Origin of the sequence: Streptomyces sp. NPDC001750, from assembly GCF_042892615.1 — a bacterium.
In the GTDB taxonomy this organism is placed as follows: Bacteria; Actinomycetota; Actinomycetes; order Streptomycetales; family Streptomycetaceae; genus Streptomyces.
In genome coordinates this window covers 1-13,898 of record NZ_JBIAUE010000031.1, presented here as the reverse complement: position 1 = coordinate 13,898, position 13,898 = coordinate 1, and the positions used below count along the sequence as shown (strand labels likewise).

Sequence of the window (13,898 nt, the reverse complement as noted above, 5' to 3'; positions counted from 1 at the left end):
CGAGGGCTCCTGACATGAGGGAACACGGACGCTGCCATGATGGCCCATCCCCTCGGGCCGGCCGCAACCGAATTTGAGGGCCAGGAGTGCCGCTCCCGGCACTGGAGTCCGGCCCCGGGGAAACCGGTGTTGCAGAGTGCCCTGCAGATCGCCCAGTAACAAGAGCTGCGGCCGCCGCTGGCTCCTGCGGGTCCGGGACGGCGGCCACCGTTGCGGGGCCGGCCTTCCCGGGGATGGGCGACAGGATGTGCAAGGTGCGCACCCCCGCGTCGGGCACCTTCGAGTGGGCCGCTTCGATCGGCTTGGCCGCACTCCAGCGCGACTTCGTGCCGTATGCGGGCGCGTCGGGGGTGACGTCCGGGCGGTCGGTGTCCGCGTCGAAGCCCAGGGCCTGGACGTGACCGATGAGCTTGGGCGCGGCCGCAGCGAGGATGGCCTCCCACTGGGCGAGGACGCTGTCGTCGGCGGCCGGGGTAGCCATGCCACGCTCGGTCGTCATCATGCCGATCGCCACACCGAGCCCGAGCGGCTCGCGGCCGTCGCGCCGTACGACCGTGCCGGTGCGCCGCCCGGATCAGCGCTCTGGCCCGAGGCACGGCCGTGTCTTCACCGGCAACGCGTTCCGGTCCGGCAATCTGTGCCCATGACCGACGTCTTCGAGCACACCCCGCAGGTCTGGAACGCTGCGCAGCTTCGCGACGCACTCAAAGACCTGCCCGATGACGTACCCATCCATATCGGCGTGGCAGACGACCCTGGCGACTTCGATGGATACCGGGCCTTCGTCCTCGTGGACGCGCATCAGGTGGAGGACTGGTGGCCGGCCACCTCCACAGCGCCGGAGCGCACCGAGACACGGAGGCCCTGACGCTGTTCGCCGACTGGGAGCCGGGCGCATACGACCGTCTGGGCTGACCGCCATGGTGCTCAGCGACCCACGGCCGAGGTGAAGACGGCCACGCAGCTCATCGACGTCCTCTCCATCGACTGGGATCCCGAGGCCTGCCACGACACCTTCCAGGAGAGGGCCGGCCGCCTCGATCAAGGCCAAGGCCGCCGGCGAGACGGTGGAGAGGGCCGAGCCGGCCGCAAAGCCCACCAGCATCCTCGACCTCGTGGAAGCCCTGCACGCCGGCGTCGAACGGGCCCGCTCCCCCAAGGACACGGGCGAGAAGGCCAGCACCTCTCACACAGCCCGCGCTCAGAAGCCCGCCCCGAAGCAGCGCGCCTCCAGCACATCGAGGGGCGGATCACTTCGGTCTCTGACCAAGACCGAGCTGTACGACAGCGCAACGCAGCGGGAGCCCATCGCCGGCTATCTGACCGGGGATGTCACGCCCGGAACCACCTGGCTGTACCGCGGGGGCCCTCCCCACTACGTCCGCGTCGCCGTCATCATCGCCGCCTTCGCCCTGCTGGTCGCCGCCTCACCTGAGCCTGCGCGCCGACAATTGGTCTGTACCAAATCTGGCCGAGCTCTTGCCAGGAACCGCGTACCTGGGCAGGATTTGGCTCGCGATCAAGCAGGTAATCACTCGCTTTCTCATCCATTGTCGCGCTTTGGCATACGCGGTGTCCGTGGCATCCCATGGAATCCGCCGGTCGAAGCCGGATCGCTCCGCTCCACGCTCCACCCGTACATGCGCGTCTTTCCATCACGCATCGTCATCGGACGAAGGAGTCTCCATGTTCACGAAGTCCCTGTCCAAGAAGCGCGGTATCGCCGGTGCCGTGGCCGTCGCTGCGGCCACGGCGGGCATGATGCTGGCCACGGCCCCCGCCGCCCAGGCAGCGCCCGGCGACTGCACCATCTCGTCCGGGAGCAGCCTCTCCAGCCTCTGCACCAGCGGTACCGGTCAGCACCGGATTCACGCGGTGCTCAACCCGCTCGACCCCAGACTGCCGCAGCGCATCATCCTCGGTAACTGGGCGCCGGTCGGCCAGACTTCGGTCGCCTCCAACCCATGGGGGGCGGGGTACGTCGTGAGCGTCTGGGTGGACCGTATCGACTAACGACCTCGTCCACGATTGGCAGTGGGGGAAGGAGCGGTGTCTGGGGCTTTCGAATCCAAGGCGGAGGAGGGAGTCGACGCGGAGCGTCGGTGACTGACGACAACGCCGGAGGCGGAGGTCCCGGACGCTGCGATGCCGCTGACAATCGTGGGCGAGGTCGTAAGTGCCGCTCCCGGCAACGTTTGCCCCGTCGCACCGTCCGGCACGCACTCCCCCAAAACCTTAAGGGCCAGGGGGACCCCCTTCGGCGTTGGCCGAGAGCCCACGTAGCCCATCCCCAAGCTCTCGACTTCGTTCGAGCAGGAAAGACCCCATCCGAGGGCTTTCGGCCGCCTTGCGATCAATGGGGTCTCCCCTGCTCGAACAAGGCTGAGAGCTCGGGGAAGCACCGGACGACGCTCCTTCCGGGCAAACCTCGCCGGTCACGGCACTAGCGGTGGTCGCCTTCGCATGCGTCGAGGCGTACGGCGGACAGGTAGTGCGTGCTCCGAGGGTTGACGTTTGCGGACAGGAGGAGCTTGCGGTCCGACGGGGCGAGGACCTCGGTCAGTTCATGGATTGGATAGCCGAAGAGGTCGAGGTCTCCGAAGGCGACCGGAACGTCGGCGGCTCGGTCCGGGACCCGCTCGGTCCGCTCGACAATCAGGTGCCCCATGGCCTGCTCGGCACAAGCCGTGCAGGCATAAGCCGTGACCAGGACGCCGCGGTGAACGAAGAAGAAGGTCCAGTGCGCACCGCACATCCACCCGCCGACGCGGATGTCTGCCAGGGTTGACGCCGTCCACTGCGCCGCATGCTCGGTCATGCCGAATCGCAGGACGCCTGCGTTCGCAGGGAGGACGAGCCCGGTGCCGGGCACCAATCGGAAGGTCACTCGAACAGTGTGCCGCGACGCGTTGGCCGGGTCACCGCACTTGCGTTCCTGCTGATGGACGTGGACAGCTCGATCCCCCCGTAGTACGGGGGCGGCTCCGGCTGTACTGCGTCCCGGGCCCCGGGGACGTCGCGGCTGGCCCCCGGGGCCCGTGGTGTGTCCGGCTGCTCAGGTCAGCTCGCTTCGGCCCGCCGCAGCCAATGTCCGGCCGCTGTCCGGGAGATCGTCCACGAGCAGTGCGGGACCGCCTCGCCTGCCGCGGCAGAGGAGCCGGTCCCCCATGCTGTCACTGGGTCAGCGTTTGATCTCGACGAACCGTATGCCGTCGTTGTTGAGAGGATCGGCGTCGGTCGAGCCGGCTGCCTGGATGCTGTACCGCACGGCCTCCGGAATGCCGGTGGCTTCCTCGGGAACCTCGACCTTGAAGGTGAAGGTGGCCTGCGCCGGGATGTCACCGAGATCGCAGGTGACGGTTCCGTCCTTGGTCGGCATGGCGCACTCCTTGGGCCGCCCCTGCAACGAGTACCCCGGGAAGGGCTCGAGCCGGATCGTCCCCTTGGCGGGCTGCGAGCCCTGATTGCCGTAGTCGAAGTCGTACGTGACCACTCCGTCGGCATCCGGCTTCGAGGCGCGGGGCGGTGGGAACATGAACAGGTCCACGTCGGCTTCCTTTTCCACGGCCTTGGTCGAGCTGACGCTGTCGCCCGAGGCAGAACCGTCTGCCGCGCCCTTCTCGACCAGCTCTACGCTCAGCGCAGCCTTCGAGGCGTCCCACGCGCCGTCGGGCGCCTGCAAACGCGCCTTGGTCCTACCGGACTTGGGCAGGTCGTCGTAGGTGATGCTCACCGTTGACCGGTTCACGCGCGTGCCCCTGCTGGCGACGGCCGCCCAGGTGAATCCGTTCTCCACGGTCATCCTCAGCTCGGCCCCCGCTACCGGGCGCTCGCCCTTCCAGCCGAAGGCCACGGGGACGGCGAGGCGCCCCCCGCGCGGTACGTTCAACGAGTCTGCGGTCTGCGCGAAGAGGCTCATGCGGGCACCGGTGGAGGCGGAGGCAGCACTCGCTGTGGCCTTCGCGGAAGAGCTTTGGGACGACGAGCATGCGCTGACCAGCAGGGTGGCGGAGGCCAGTGCGGTGACGCAGGCACGGCGGGCGATGCGTGTGCGGGACGGCAGTGCGTGCTGGGTAGTCATATGCTTCGGGTCAACTCCGCGTAGACGATGATGTTGTCGGGCCTGTGGCCGTCGGTGAGGGAGCCGCCGCAGGTGACGACGCGCAGGGCGGCTGTGCTGGTATCGCCGTAGACCCGCCCGGTGGGAAATTGGTCCTTGGGGACCTGTTGCAGCTCCCGGACGGCAAACTCGGCTCGCGTGCCGTCCGCCCGGTCGACCAGGATCGTGTCCCCGGGGCTTATCCGGGAGATGTCGTGCAGCACGGCGGGGCCCTTGACGGTGTCGAAGTGGCCGATGAGCACGGCCGGCCCTCGCTCCCCCGGAGTGACTGCTCCGGCGTACCAGCCCATGCGGTCCGCCTGGGCGACAGAGGGCACCTGCACGCTCCCGTCGCTCCGCAGCCCGAGTCTCAACAGTGGCCCCGTGTCCACGCCCGCGGCCGCCATGCGGACCCGGATCGGCTCGGACCGGGCCAGGGGAGGCACGGCAGCGGGCGTGGTCGCCGAGGGAGAGGTGTCTTGCCGAGAGGCTGCCGCTGGGATGTGCGCGCCCGTGTCGTCGGCCGGGGCGCCCAGGCCACCGTACACGGCGATGCCAACCCCGAGGGCAAGCGAGCCCGCCCCCGCCCCGGCGCCGCCGGGGCGTCGCGGACGCAAGCCCGCTACGCCCCGGCGGCATGCGTGCCTGCCGGTCATCAGGCGGCGGAGCCGCGGCGCCGCCTGATGACGGAGTAGCCCAGGGCCGCGGCACCAAGGGCGGCGACGCCGCCGCCTACGGCGATGAGAGTGGTGTTGTTGTCCGTGACACCCTCGGCACCCGCGTCGACGCCACCCTTGGGCTTGTCGGCGGTTTGTCCGGCACCCTTGTCCTTGCCCGCGTCGGAGCCCGCACCTCCGGCGGAAGCCTTGACGGCGAGACGCTCGCCGTCGGCGCCGACGAGGTACCAGGTGGTCCCGGCACCGCCCGGGGCGAGGCCGTGCCCCTTGACATCACCGGCCACCGTGTCCTTGGCGAAGTAGTACAGCGGCTGGTCGTTGACGGTGAGCTGCTGCTTGCCCTTGGTCGGGGCCTGCACGGAGTCGATGTGGCCGAGCTTGCCGGTCACAGCGCCGTCCGCCTCCTGCTTGTCGTCGGCGAGTGCGGCAGGCCAAGCGGTCACGCACTTGTCGTCGGCGCAGGCGGAGGCGCCCGCAGAGTCCTTCTCCCAGACGTAGAGGGCGTTGCCGTCCGAGTCGGCAAGCGCCTTGCCGTACGGAGTGTCGATCAGTTTGAGTTCGCCGGTCACGGTGGACCCGGTGAGTGCGAGCGCGCTGGGGGCGCCGAGGCCGACGAGAAGGAAGGCGGCGGCCGTCGTGGTCACGAGGCGCTTGCTGGTCATGCTGTCACTCCTGTTGGTGTTGTGCTGCGATGCGGTGGCCGACAGGACTGGCCGAACTGCCGTGCCGGGAAAGGGAAGATGAAGCGGGCCCTAAGGGCTGTCCCGTAATCCGTGGCGGATCGGCGCGCGGCGTCAGATGTGGTGCATCGCAAGGCGGAGGGGCGCCCGCATACGGGACGTATGTGGGCGTTCCGACAACGCGGCGAGGTGCCGCGGCTGTCGTCGCGCGCCCGTCAGGGATTACGGGACAGCCCTTAGGCGTGAAACCGCGTCAGATCCTGTTGCCGGGCGTCGAGAATGCTGATGCGGACGATGTCCTGGGCTTTGATGCCCGTGGCGCCGGTGACGCTGGCCTTGCCGTTCTCGGGGCTTACCCAGACCGCCGCCACTTCCTTGCGGCCGTCGCGGTTCTCGGCCACGAGCGTCACGCGCTCGCGCGGTGGAAGGTCGCGCAGAGTGAGGCGTACCTCGGTGCCCCAGGGCCGGGAAGCCAGCTCGGCGGTGCCGGTGACCTGGCCGGGGGCTCCGCCGAGGGGCACATCGCGTACGGCGGCGGCCTGCGGCGGCGCGCCGCCACCGGACGTGGCGGCGCCGAGAGCGAAGCCGACCCCTGCGGCACAGGCGGCCAGGGCGACCCCGGCCGCGGCCAGCCGCCATCTCATCGGCCGTGCCGACGACGGCATGGTACCGACGCGGCGTGGAGGCACCGGTGGGGCGCCTGCGGCCAGGGCGTCCGGGACGTCGAGCAGCGCGTCGCAGGCACGGATGCACTCGTCACAGGCCAGCAGGTGGGCATCGACACGGGCTCGGTCGCCGATGCTGAGACCACCGAGTACGTACGCCCCCAGCCAGCCGCTGACCTCGGCGTGTTCGGACGACGGATGCAGTCGCGGGTCATCCGGGTCGGACGCGCTCACGGCACCAGCCCCTGGTCCTGCAGTGCGGCACGCAGAGCACGGGCGCCGTAGTAGGCACGGGACTTGACCGTCCCCTCAGGGATACCGATACGTTCGGCGGTCTCTGCCACGGTGCGTCCGTGGTAGTAAAGCTCCACAACTACCTCTCGATGGGATGGGGTGAGCCGGTCGAGCGCCGCGCGCACGAGCCAGATGTCCGCGAGCCGGTCGGCCTCCGTGACCGGCAGGCTCGTCGCGTCGCTGAGGGCGACCAGTTCCTCGTGACCTCGGGTCAGTGCGGGCCGTCGGCTGTCGGCCCGGTGATGGTCGACGAGCACGCTGCGCGCGATGGTGAACAGCCAGGACCTGATCTGGGCTTGCGTGTACGGACCGTCGGATGCGGGCACGCCCGAGCGCCAAGCCCGCAGGAAGGTCTCCTGGAACATGTCCTCGGCCTGGTGCCTGTCCCGCCAACGGGAATTGAGGTACGCGCGTACCGCAGGGCCGAACTCCAATTGGAGCCCGTCGAGGCTGCGGATCGCCTCGGTCAACGGGTTGCCGCAGCGGCTGGTGTCTGCTGGCGGGCTGGGTTCCTGTGCATGTCGACTCCCGGGTCACGGCATTTACCTTGCTCAGCACCTGGAACGGCGAGCCCGGGGCGCTGGTTCAACCGGGGGCGGATTTCTATGAGGCCCGGTGAGACCCTCCGGGCCACGGAACTGGGAAGGCATTCGAGTTCCAGCCCGTATTTTCCCCTGACCGGAAAACTCGACGGTCAGGTGGGCATGGCGAGGTAGCCGCTGGGCTCCGGGTGCTCCGGGGCCTGCTGCTCGGGTGTGGAGCCGGCCTCGGTCGACCCCGAGAACATCACCTTCACCACAGTCCCGGTACTGGACGACCCGGACGGCAAGACGCCCGTCACCCTCGACGAGTCCAGGGCGCCGGCCGCGAACTCGGGCTGCAGCGCCCGGGACCGCGATGGCGACGGCGGGGCTCCGGGGACGCCTTCGTCCCCGGAGCCCCGCCTCTTCCCGTGATCCCCGTCAGTCACCCGGGAAGTGACACGCCACCTCGCGCGAGGCGGCAAGCTGCAGCAACGGCCGCTCGGTGCGGCAGATCTCCCGCGCCTTGGGGCAGCGCGGGTGGAAGGTGCAGCCCGGCGGCGGGGCGGCCGGGCTCGGCGGGTCGCCGAGCAGCACGATCCGCTCCCTGCGTCGTTCCGCCGCCGGGTCGGGCAGGGGCACGGCGGACAACAGCGCTCGTGTGTAGGGGTGCTGGGGGTTCTCGTAGAGGGACCTCTTGTCTCCGATCTCGACGATCCGGCCGAGGTACATGACGGCGACGCGGTCGCTGACCCGCTTGACCACCGAGAGGTCGTGCGCGATGAACACGTAGGCGAGGCCGAGTTCCGCGCGGAGCCGTTCCATCAGGTTCACGATCTGGGCCTGGACGGAGACGTCGAGGGCGGACACCGGCTCGTCGGCCACGATCAGCCGGGGGCCGGTGGCCAGCGACCGGGCGATGCCGATGCGCTGGGCCTGACCGCCGGAGAACTCGTGCGGGTAGCGGTCGATGTGCTCGGGGATCAGGCCGACCAGCTCCATCAGCTCGGCCGCGCGCCGACGGGCGTCGGCAGCGCTCCGACCCTGTACCAGCAGCGGGTCGGCAATGATCCGGGCCACGGTCTGGCGGGGGTTGAGGGAGGAGTGCGGGTCCTGGAAGACCATCTGGATGTCGCGGCGCAGCGGCCGCAGGGCCCGCTGCGAGATCCGGCTGATCTCCCGGCCGTCGAAGGCGATCCGGCCCGAGGTGGGCTCCAGGAGCCGTACGAGCATGCGGCCGGTGGTGGACTTCCCGCAGCCGGACTCCCCGACGAGGCCGAGGGTCTGCCCGGCCGCCAGGTCGAAGGAGACCCCGTCGACGGCGCGCACGGGCGCCCCCCGGCGCCCGGTCGCGGTCCGTCTCCCCGGGAAGGTCATGGTGAGATCCCGTACGGACAACAGGGGTCCGGCGGCCGAGGTGTCCGTCCCGTCGGCGGCGGTGGTGGCGGTGGTGGTGGTCATCGGGAAGCCTCCTCAGCGGCCTGGGAGCCGGCGTGGTGGCAGGCCACCGTCCGCGCCGGCCCGTTCGTATCCCCGTGGGCCAGGAGCTCGGGGCGTACGTCGGCGCAGGGACCGGCGGCGCGCGGGCAGCGGGGTGCGAACGCGCAGCCGGGCGCCGGGATGAGCAAGGAGGGCGGGGAGCCGGGAATGGAGGGCAGCGGCACGTCGTCGGCGGTGTCGAGGCGGGGCAGCGAGTCGAGCAGCCCCCGGGTGTAGGGGTGGGCGGGGTCGGCGAACAGGGCGTCGGCCGGGGCCTGTTCGGCGGCTCGGCCGCCGTACATGACCAGCACCTCGTGGGCGACGCGGGCGACGACGCCCAGGTCGTGGGTGATCATGACAACGCCGAGACCGCGCTCCTGCTGGAGGCGGGCGATCAGTTCCAGGATCTGGGCCTGTACGGTGACGTCGAGCGCGGTGGTGGGTTCGTCGGCGATGAGCAGCTCGGGTTCGCAGGCCAGGGCCATGGCGATCATCGCGCGCTGGCGCATGCCACCGGAGAACTGGTGCGGGTACTCCCCGGCCCGGCGGGCGGGTTCGGGGATGCCGACCTCGCCGAGCATGTCGACCGCCCTCCGCCGGGCCGCGGCCCGGCGTGCCTTGAAGTGCACCCGGTAGTGCTCGGCGATCTGCTCGCCGACCGTGTAGTAGGGGTGCAGGCTGGACAGTGGGTCCTGGAAGATCATGGCCATGCTGCGGCCGCGGACCCGGGAGAGCTCCCGCTCGGACAGGCCCGTCAGCTCCCGGCCGGACAGCCTTACGGAGCCTGCGACTTCGGCCCCGGACCGGTGCAGGCCCATGACGGCGAGGGAGGTGACCGACTTGCCGGAGCCGGACTCTCCGACGATGCCGAGGGTGCGGCCGGCCTCGACGGTGAAGCCGAGCGAGTCGACGGCCCGTACGGTGCCGCGCGGAGTGGTGAAGGTGACGCGCAGATCGCGTACCTCCAGGAGCGGAGCGTCCATCAGTACCTCACCCTCGGGTCCACGACGGCGTACAGGAGGTCGACGACGAGGTTGGCGACGACGATGAAGAAGGCGGCGAGCAGGGTGACGCCGAGAACGACAGGCTGGTCGGAGCTGACCAGCGCCCCGTAGAAGAGCCGGCCGATACCGGGGAGCCCGAAGATGGACTCGGTGATGACGGCTCCGGCCAGCAGCCCGCCGAGGTCGATGCCGAAGATGGTGAGGATCGGGGTCATTCCGGAGCGCAGCCCGTGTTTGACGACGACCGTGCGCTCGGGCATGCCCTTGGCGCGGGCGGTGCGGATGTACGGCTCGGCCATCGCCTCGATCATGGAGCCGCGGCTCTGGCGGGCGTACATGGCTGCGTAGAGCAGGGCGAGGGCGGTCCAGGGCAGCAGCAGGTTGGTCGCCCAGGCGAGCGGGTCGTCGGAGAATGCCTGGTAGGTGGGGTAGGGCAGGAGTCCGGCGACGCGGATGACCCCGTAGATGAGCAGAACGGAGGTGAAGTAGACCGGCAGGGAGGCGGCGGCGACGGCGCCGACCATCAGGGCCTTGTCGGTGACGGTGTCCTTGCGCAGGGCGGCGGTGACGCCGGCGCCGAGGCCGAGGAGCAGCCAGAGGGCGGCGGCGCCGAGGGCGAGGGAGGCGGAGACCGGGAGCCGGTCCATGAGCAGGTCCCACACCGGCAGGGAGTTCTCGTACGAATAGCCCAGGCAGGGGAAGTCGCAGGCGACGGCGTACTGGCCGGTGCCGAGGGTGCGGCCGGTGAAGATGCCGGTGAGGAAGTCGGCGAACTGCCGCCACAGGGGCTGGTCGAGGCCCAGGTAGGCGCGTACGTCGGCGAGGCGCTCGGCGCTGCAGGTCTTGCCGCAGGCGGCCGCGGCCGGGTCGGCGGGCAGGACGTAGAAGATGAGGAAGGTGACGGCGGCGATGGCGAGGAGCACGCCGGCGAGGGCGAGCAGGCGGCGGGCGAGGTAGAGGATCACGTGCGGCCGCCCCTCGGGTCGAGGATGTCGCGCAGGGCGTCGCCGAGCAGGGTGAAGGCGAGCACGGCGAGGAAGAGGAAGACGCTCGGGATGACGAAGTACATGGGGTCGGTCTCGTAGAAGGCGACGGACTCGGCGATCATCTGGCCCCAGGAGGGGGTGGGCGGGCGCACACCCACGCCGAGGTAGCTGAGGGCGGCCTCGGTGCTGATCATCCCGGGGATGAGCAGGGTGGTGTAGGCGATGACGGGGCCCGAGACGCCGGGGAGGATGTCGCGCGTCAGGATCCGCCAGGAGCCGGCGCCGCCGACTCGGGCGGCGTCCACGTACTCGCGGTGTTTGAGGGAGAGGGTCTGGCCACGGACGACGCGTGCGACGCCGGGCCAGCCGAAGACGCCGATCACGGTGGTCATGAGGAGGATGCGGTTGACGTCCTTGGCGACGGACAGCATCGCGATCATGAAGATGAGGGACGGGAAGGACATGGTCAGGTCCATCAGCCGGGACAGGACGGCGTCGGTGCGACCGCCGAAGTAGCCGGCGGCGATCCCGGCGGCGGTTCCGGCGACGACCACGATGGCGGTGGCGGCGAAGGCGATGAGGAGGGAGATCTGGGCGCCGTGGACCACGCGGGCGAACAGGTCGCGGCCGGTGACGGGTTCGACGCCGAGCCAGTGCTCGGGGCTGATCCCGCCGAAGGAGCCGAGGGGCTGGCCGCCGAGGTAGGGGTCGACGGCGGACTTGTCGAACTCCTCGGGGGACCAGCCGCCGAGCGCGCCCAGCCAGGGGGCAGTGGCGGCCATCAGGACGAAGAGGAGGACGACGCAGAGGCTGATGCGGACGGCGGGGCGGCGGCGGAGCTCCCGCCGGGCGAGCTGCCAGGGGCTGCTGCCCGGCAGGGCCTCCTTCGCCTCGCGGGCCGCGGGGGCGGATGCGGTGGCGGTCATGGCGGGCCCGTCAGCCCTTGCTCTTGGACGGGTCCTTGAGGCCGACGGTGGCGTAGTCGATCGTGCCGGTCCAGACGGGGTGGCCGTAGGCGCCCGCGATGTTGGCGCCGACGAGCAGCGGCTTGCGCTTCAGCAGGACCGGGATGGACGGGGACTTCTTCATGATCTCCGCGTCGAGGTCGATCCAGGCCTGGTTGGCCTGCCGGGCGTCGGCCATGGCGTTGATCTCGTCGATCCGCTTCATGGTCGCCTCGTCGCGGAACTGGGCGTTGTTGCCCTGGTTGCCCTTCTCCCTGATGGTGCGTCCGTCGAAGACGAAGGGGATCCAGGTGGAGCCGGAGGGGTAGTCGGGGCACCAGCCGGTGAGCGTCATGTCGGGGGTCGTGGAGAGGTCGCCGATGACGTCGTAGTAGGCGCCCGGGTCGATGGTGTCGACGACGACCTCGACGCCGGCGCGGGCCAGACCCTGCTGGATGGCTTCGGCCTTGCCCTTGTCGCCGGTGGAGACGGCGAGGGAGACCTTGAGGGTCTCCTTGCCGGCGGCCTTGAGCAGTTCCTTGGCCTTGGCCGGGTCGCCGGAGGGGGCGATCTTCAGGGTGTCGGCCTGCTTGCCGCCGGAGAGGGCCGGGGGCAGGTAGGCGGTGGCCACCTCGTTGAGGGCCGGTCCGCCGCCCGCGGTGACCACGGCCTCCTTGTCGACGGCGTACTGCATGGCCTCGCGGACCTTGGGGTCGTCGAAGGGGGCGCGGGAGTTGTTGAGGTGGAGCATCTCGGTGCAGCCCTGGGACTCGGCGAGCATGCGCGCCTTGACGTCGGGCTTGGGCAGCACCTTGGGGGCGCTCTCGGGCCGCATGTCGGAGTACTGGACGGCGGAGGCGTCGGCGCCCTCACCGGCGATGATGCGGTCGTCGATCTGGCCGCCCTTGAGGCCCATGACGACGACGAACTTGTCGGGGTAGGCCTTGCGGACGGTGTCGGTCTTCGGGTCCCAGTGCTCGTTGCGGACGAGCACGAGCTTCTTGTCGCGGTCGTACTTCTCGATCTTGTACGGGCCGGAGGAGAAGGGGCGGGCGTCGTACTGGGTGCCCTTCTCCTGGGAGGCGGGCACGGGCGCGAAGGTCGACAGGGTGGCGGTGGCGGAGAACTCGGCGACGGGCCGCTTGAGTTCGAAGACGATCGTGCGGTCGTCGGGGGTCTTGACCGAGTCGAGGTGCTGCCCCTTGAGGGGGCCCTTGTAGCCCTCGGCGCCGGCCAGGTACTGGGCGGCGTAGTCGGGGCCGCCGGTGAGGTCGGGGGCGAAGGAACGCTCGACGTTGTACTTGATGTCCTGGGCCTTGATCGGTGAGCCGTCCTCGTACTTCACGCCCTCCTTGAGGGTGAAGGTCCAGGTCCGGCCACCGTCGGAGGGGGTGCCGAGGTCGGTGGCGAGGTCCGGGACGAGTTCGCTGCCGCGCTTGCCGGGCTCGGCCTTGAAGGTGACGAGCGTGCGGTAGAGGAGGCGGATGCCGAAGTCCATGGTCGGCATGACCCAGTTGCGGGCGGGGTCGAGGTGGGAGAAGTCCTGGTTGGACAGGACGGTGAGGGTCCCGCCCTTCACCGGGGTCCCGCCGAGGATCTTGCCGTCGTTGGCGGCGGCGGGGTTGGCGCCTGCGTCGTTGCCCGCAGAGCCCTTCTTGGGGTCGGAGCAGCCCGAGGCGCCGAATGCGAGTGTCGCCACCAGGGCGGTGGCGAGGGCGAGTTGGGTGCGCTTGGTCATGGGTCACTCCAGTGAAGGGCAGCGCTCTAGGATGTGACCGGTAACATAGTAATGTGAAATTGCACTGCACAAGAGGTGCGCACCACCGTTATCCAGCCGTGTCCAAATCGGCTCGGATCAGGGGTGGTTGACCGGGGTCCGTCAGTCCAGGACGTCCGGGATCGCTCGGTGTTGCCGCGCTGGAGCGCGGCCTTGGAGTCGGCTGTCGGGCCGAGCGCCCGGTCCGACAGCGCCATGGAGTCCACGTGGCGCTCCTCGACATTGAGCAGGACCCCGATGATGGTCCTGCCGCCCCGGGTCACGGCGAAGACGAGGCACTTGCCGACGGCGGCACCCGTACCGGTCCTGACACCGAACGCGCCGGGATACGCGTACTCGGCGGGTAGGGGCCGGCCGAGCAGGTTGCTGTGCGACCAGTTGGCGTCGGTGGATGCGCCGCCGCTGATGGTGGAGCCCGGCCCCGGCGGACTGGCCCATCGCGAACGCGTCCTCGACGGCGGCCCAGAGCGTGCTTCGGAAGTGGCGTCGTTCGCCCGCGGGCCGGACGGGACTTTCGCGGCACTAGTGCTGTGACCGGGAAGGTTTGCCGGGTGGCTCGCGGCGTCCGGTGCGGTGCATCGCAAGGCGGAGGATCGCCCTCGTACGGGACGTACTCGGGTGATGCGACAACGCGGCGAGGAGCCGTGCCGGCCTCGCGAGCCGGTGAACCTTTCGGTCGCGGCACTAGTAGTGCTTGGTCAGGTTCTTTCGTCGGTGGCGTGTCCGTTTGATCGGTGTGTCGTTGACCAGGTGTGATGGGTGGGGAGTTGGC

Annotated in this window: 14 protein-coding genes; 3 read left to right on the top strand and 11 right to left on the bottom strand. The window is 70.2% G+C overall.

The features are described from left to right. Window positions 1-254 precede the first annotated feature (254 nt). The 3 genes from ACFYY6_RS32310 (at window position 255) to ACFYY6_RS32300 (ending at window position 2,013) form a co-directional block, all read left to right on the top strand. The gene (locus tag ACFYY6_RS32310) at window positions 255-401 is read left to right on the top strand and encodes a hypothetical protein (protein WP_386609595.1); all 147 of its coding nucleotides are present in this window, start codon (window positions 255-257) and stop codon (window positions 399-401) included. Beyond that, on the top strand, window positions 398-868 hold the full coding sequence (locus ACFYY6_RS32305; RefSeq protein ID WP_389196944.1) for a DUF6225 family protein: 471 nt from the start codon (window positions 398-400) through the stop codon (window positions 866-868). Before ACFYY6_RS32310 ends, ACFYY6_RS32305 begins: the two co-directional genes overlap by 4 nt. A gap of 818 nt (window positions 869-1,686) precedes the next feature. Further along, window positions 1,687-2,013 (top strand): hypothetical protein, encoded by a 327-nt coding sequence (locus ACFYY6_RS32300; RefSeq protein WP_351524849.1) that lies wholly within the window; start codon window positions 1,687-1,689, stop codon window positions 2,011-2,013. Window positions 2,014-2,443: 430 nt separating this feature from the next. On the opposite strand, the gene ACFYY6_RS32295 is transcribed toward ACFYY6_RS32300, so the two are convergent. The 11 genes from ACFYY6_RS32295 to ACFYY6_RS32245 all read right to left on the bottom strand — a co-directional run bounded on the left by ACFYY6_RS32295 (window position 2,444) and on the right by ACFYY6_RS32245 (window position 13,087). Further along, on the bottom strand, window positions 2,444-2,887 hold the full coding sequence (locus tag ACFYY6_RS32295; protein ID WP_389196942.1) for a hypothetical protein: 444 nt from the start codon (window positions 2,885-2,887) through the stop codon (window positions 2,444-2,446). Window positions 2,888-3,181: 294 nt separating this feature from the next. Then, on the bottom strand, window positions 3,182-3,919 hold the full coding sequence (locus tag ACFYY6_RS32290) for a hypothetical protein (RefSeq protein ID WP_386609592.1): 738 nt from the start codon (window positions 3,917-3,919) through the stop codon (window positions 3,182-3,184). A 158-nt stretch (window positions 3,920-4,077) separates the two neighbouring features. Further along, window positions 4,078-4,755, bottom strand: coding sequence for a class F sortase (locus ACFYY6_RS32285; RefSeq protein ID WP_386609591.1), 678 nt, complete (start codon window positions 4,753-4,755; stop codon window positions 4,078-4,080). Continuing rightward, on the bottom strand, window positions 4,755-5,438 hold the full coding sequence (locus tag ACFYY6_RS32280; protein ID WP_351524845.1) for a hypothetical protein: 684 nt from the start codon (window positions 5,436-5,438) through the stop codon (window positions 4,755-4,757). The genes ACFYY6_RS32285 and ACFYY6_RS32280 overlap by 1 nt, the downstream gene beginning before the upstream one ends. A 254-nt stretch (window positions 5,439-5,692) precedes the next feature. Continuing rightward, window positions 5,693-6,355: a zf-HC2 domain-containing protein gene (locus tag ACFYY6_RS32275; protein ID WP_389196939.1), complete on the bottom strand. Its 663-nt coding sequence runs from the start codon at window positions 6,353-6,355 to the stop codon at window positions 5,693-5,695. Further along, on the bottom strand, window positions 6,352-6,885 hold the full coding sequence (locus ACFYY6_RS32270; protein ID WP_351524843.1) for a sigma-70 family RNA polymerase sigma factor: 534 nt from the start codon (window positions 6,883-6,885) through the stop codon (window positions 6,352-6,354). The genes ACFYY6_RS32275 and ACFYY6_RS32270 overlap by 4 nt, the downstream gene beginning before the upstream one ends. Before the next feature lie 492 nt (window positions 6,886-7,377). Beyond that, complete coding sequence (locus ACFYY6_RS32265; RefSeq protein ID WP_351633320.1) at window positions 7,378-8,397, bottom strand: oligopeptide/dipeptide ABC transporter ATP-binding protein; 1,020 nt, start codon at window positions 8,395-8,397, stop codon at window positions 7,378-7,380. Continuing rightward, the gene (locus tag ACFYY6_RS32260; protein WP_351525728.1) at window positions 8,394-9,398 is read right to left on the bottom strand and encodes an ABC transporter ATP-binding protein; all 1,005 of its coding nucleotides are present in this window, start codon (window positions 9,396-9,398) and stop codon (window positions 8,394-8,396) included. The genes ACFYY6_RS32265 and ACFYY6_RS32260 overlap by 4 nt, the downstream gene beginning before the upstream one ends. Beyond that, entirely contained in the window at window positions 9,398-10,384 is a 987-nt protein-coding gene (locus tag ACFYY6_RS32255) for an ABC transporter permease (RefSeq protein WP_351525727.1), read from the bottom strand. The genes ACFYY6_RS32260 and ACFYY6_RS32255 overlap by 1 nt, the downstream gene beginning before the upstream one ends. Then, on the bottom strand, window positions 10,381-11,331 hold the full coding sequence (locus tag ACFYY6_RS32250; RefSeq protein WP_351525726.1) for an ABC transporter permease: 951 nt from the start codon (window positions 11,329-11,331) through the stop codon (window positions 10,381-10,383). The genes ACFYY6_RS32255 and ACFYY6_RS32250 overlap by 4 nt, the downstream gene beginning before the upstream one ends. Window positions 11,332-11,341: 10 nt before the next feature. Continuing rightward, window positions 11,342-13,087, bottom strand: coding sequence for an ABC transporter substrate-binding protein (locus ACFYY6_RS32245; protein ID WP_386610859.1), 1,746 nt, complete (start codon window positions 13,085-13,087; stop codon window positions 11,342-11,344). Window positions 13,088-13,898: the final 811 nt, after the last annotated feature.

Coding starts and splice junctions, on each gene's coding strand:
- ACFYY6_RS32265 (WP_351633320.1), bottom strand. CDS start 8,397: ATGACCACCACCACCGCCACCACCGCCGCCGACGGGACGGACACCTCG.
- ACFYY6_RS32290 (WP_386609592.1), bottom strand. CDS start 3,919: ATGAGCCTCTTCGCGCAGACCGCAGACTCGTTGAACGTACCGCGCGGG.
- ACFYY6_RS32285 (WP_386609591.1), bottom strand. CDS start 4,755: ATGACCGGCAGGCACGCATGCCGCCGGGGCGTAGCGGGCTTGCGTCCG.
- ACFYY6_RS32250 (WP_351525726.1), bottom strand. CDS start 11,331: ATGACCGCCACCGCATCCGCCCCCGCGGCCCGCGAGGCGAAGGAGGCC.
- ACFYY6_RS32280 (WP_351524845.1), bottom strand. CDS start 5,438: ATGACCAGCAAGCGCCTCGTGACCACGACGGCCGCCGCCTTCCTTCTC.
- ACFYY6_RS32260 (WP_351525728.1), bottom strand. CDS start 9,398: ATGGACGCTCCGCTCCTGGAGGTACGCGATCTGCGCGTCACCTTCACC.
- ACFYY6_RS32245 (WP_386610859.1), bottom strand. CDS start 13,087: ATGACCAAGCGCACCCAACTCGCCCTCGCCACCGCCCTGGTGGCGACA.
- ACFYY6_RS32300 (WP_351524849.1), top strand. CDS start 1,687: ATGTTCACGAAGTCCCTGTCCAAGAAGCGCGGTATCGCCGGTGCCGTG.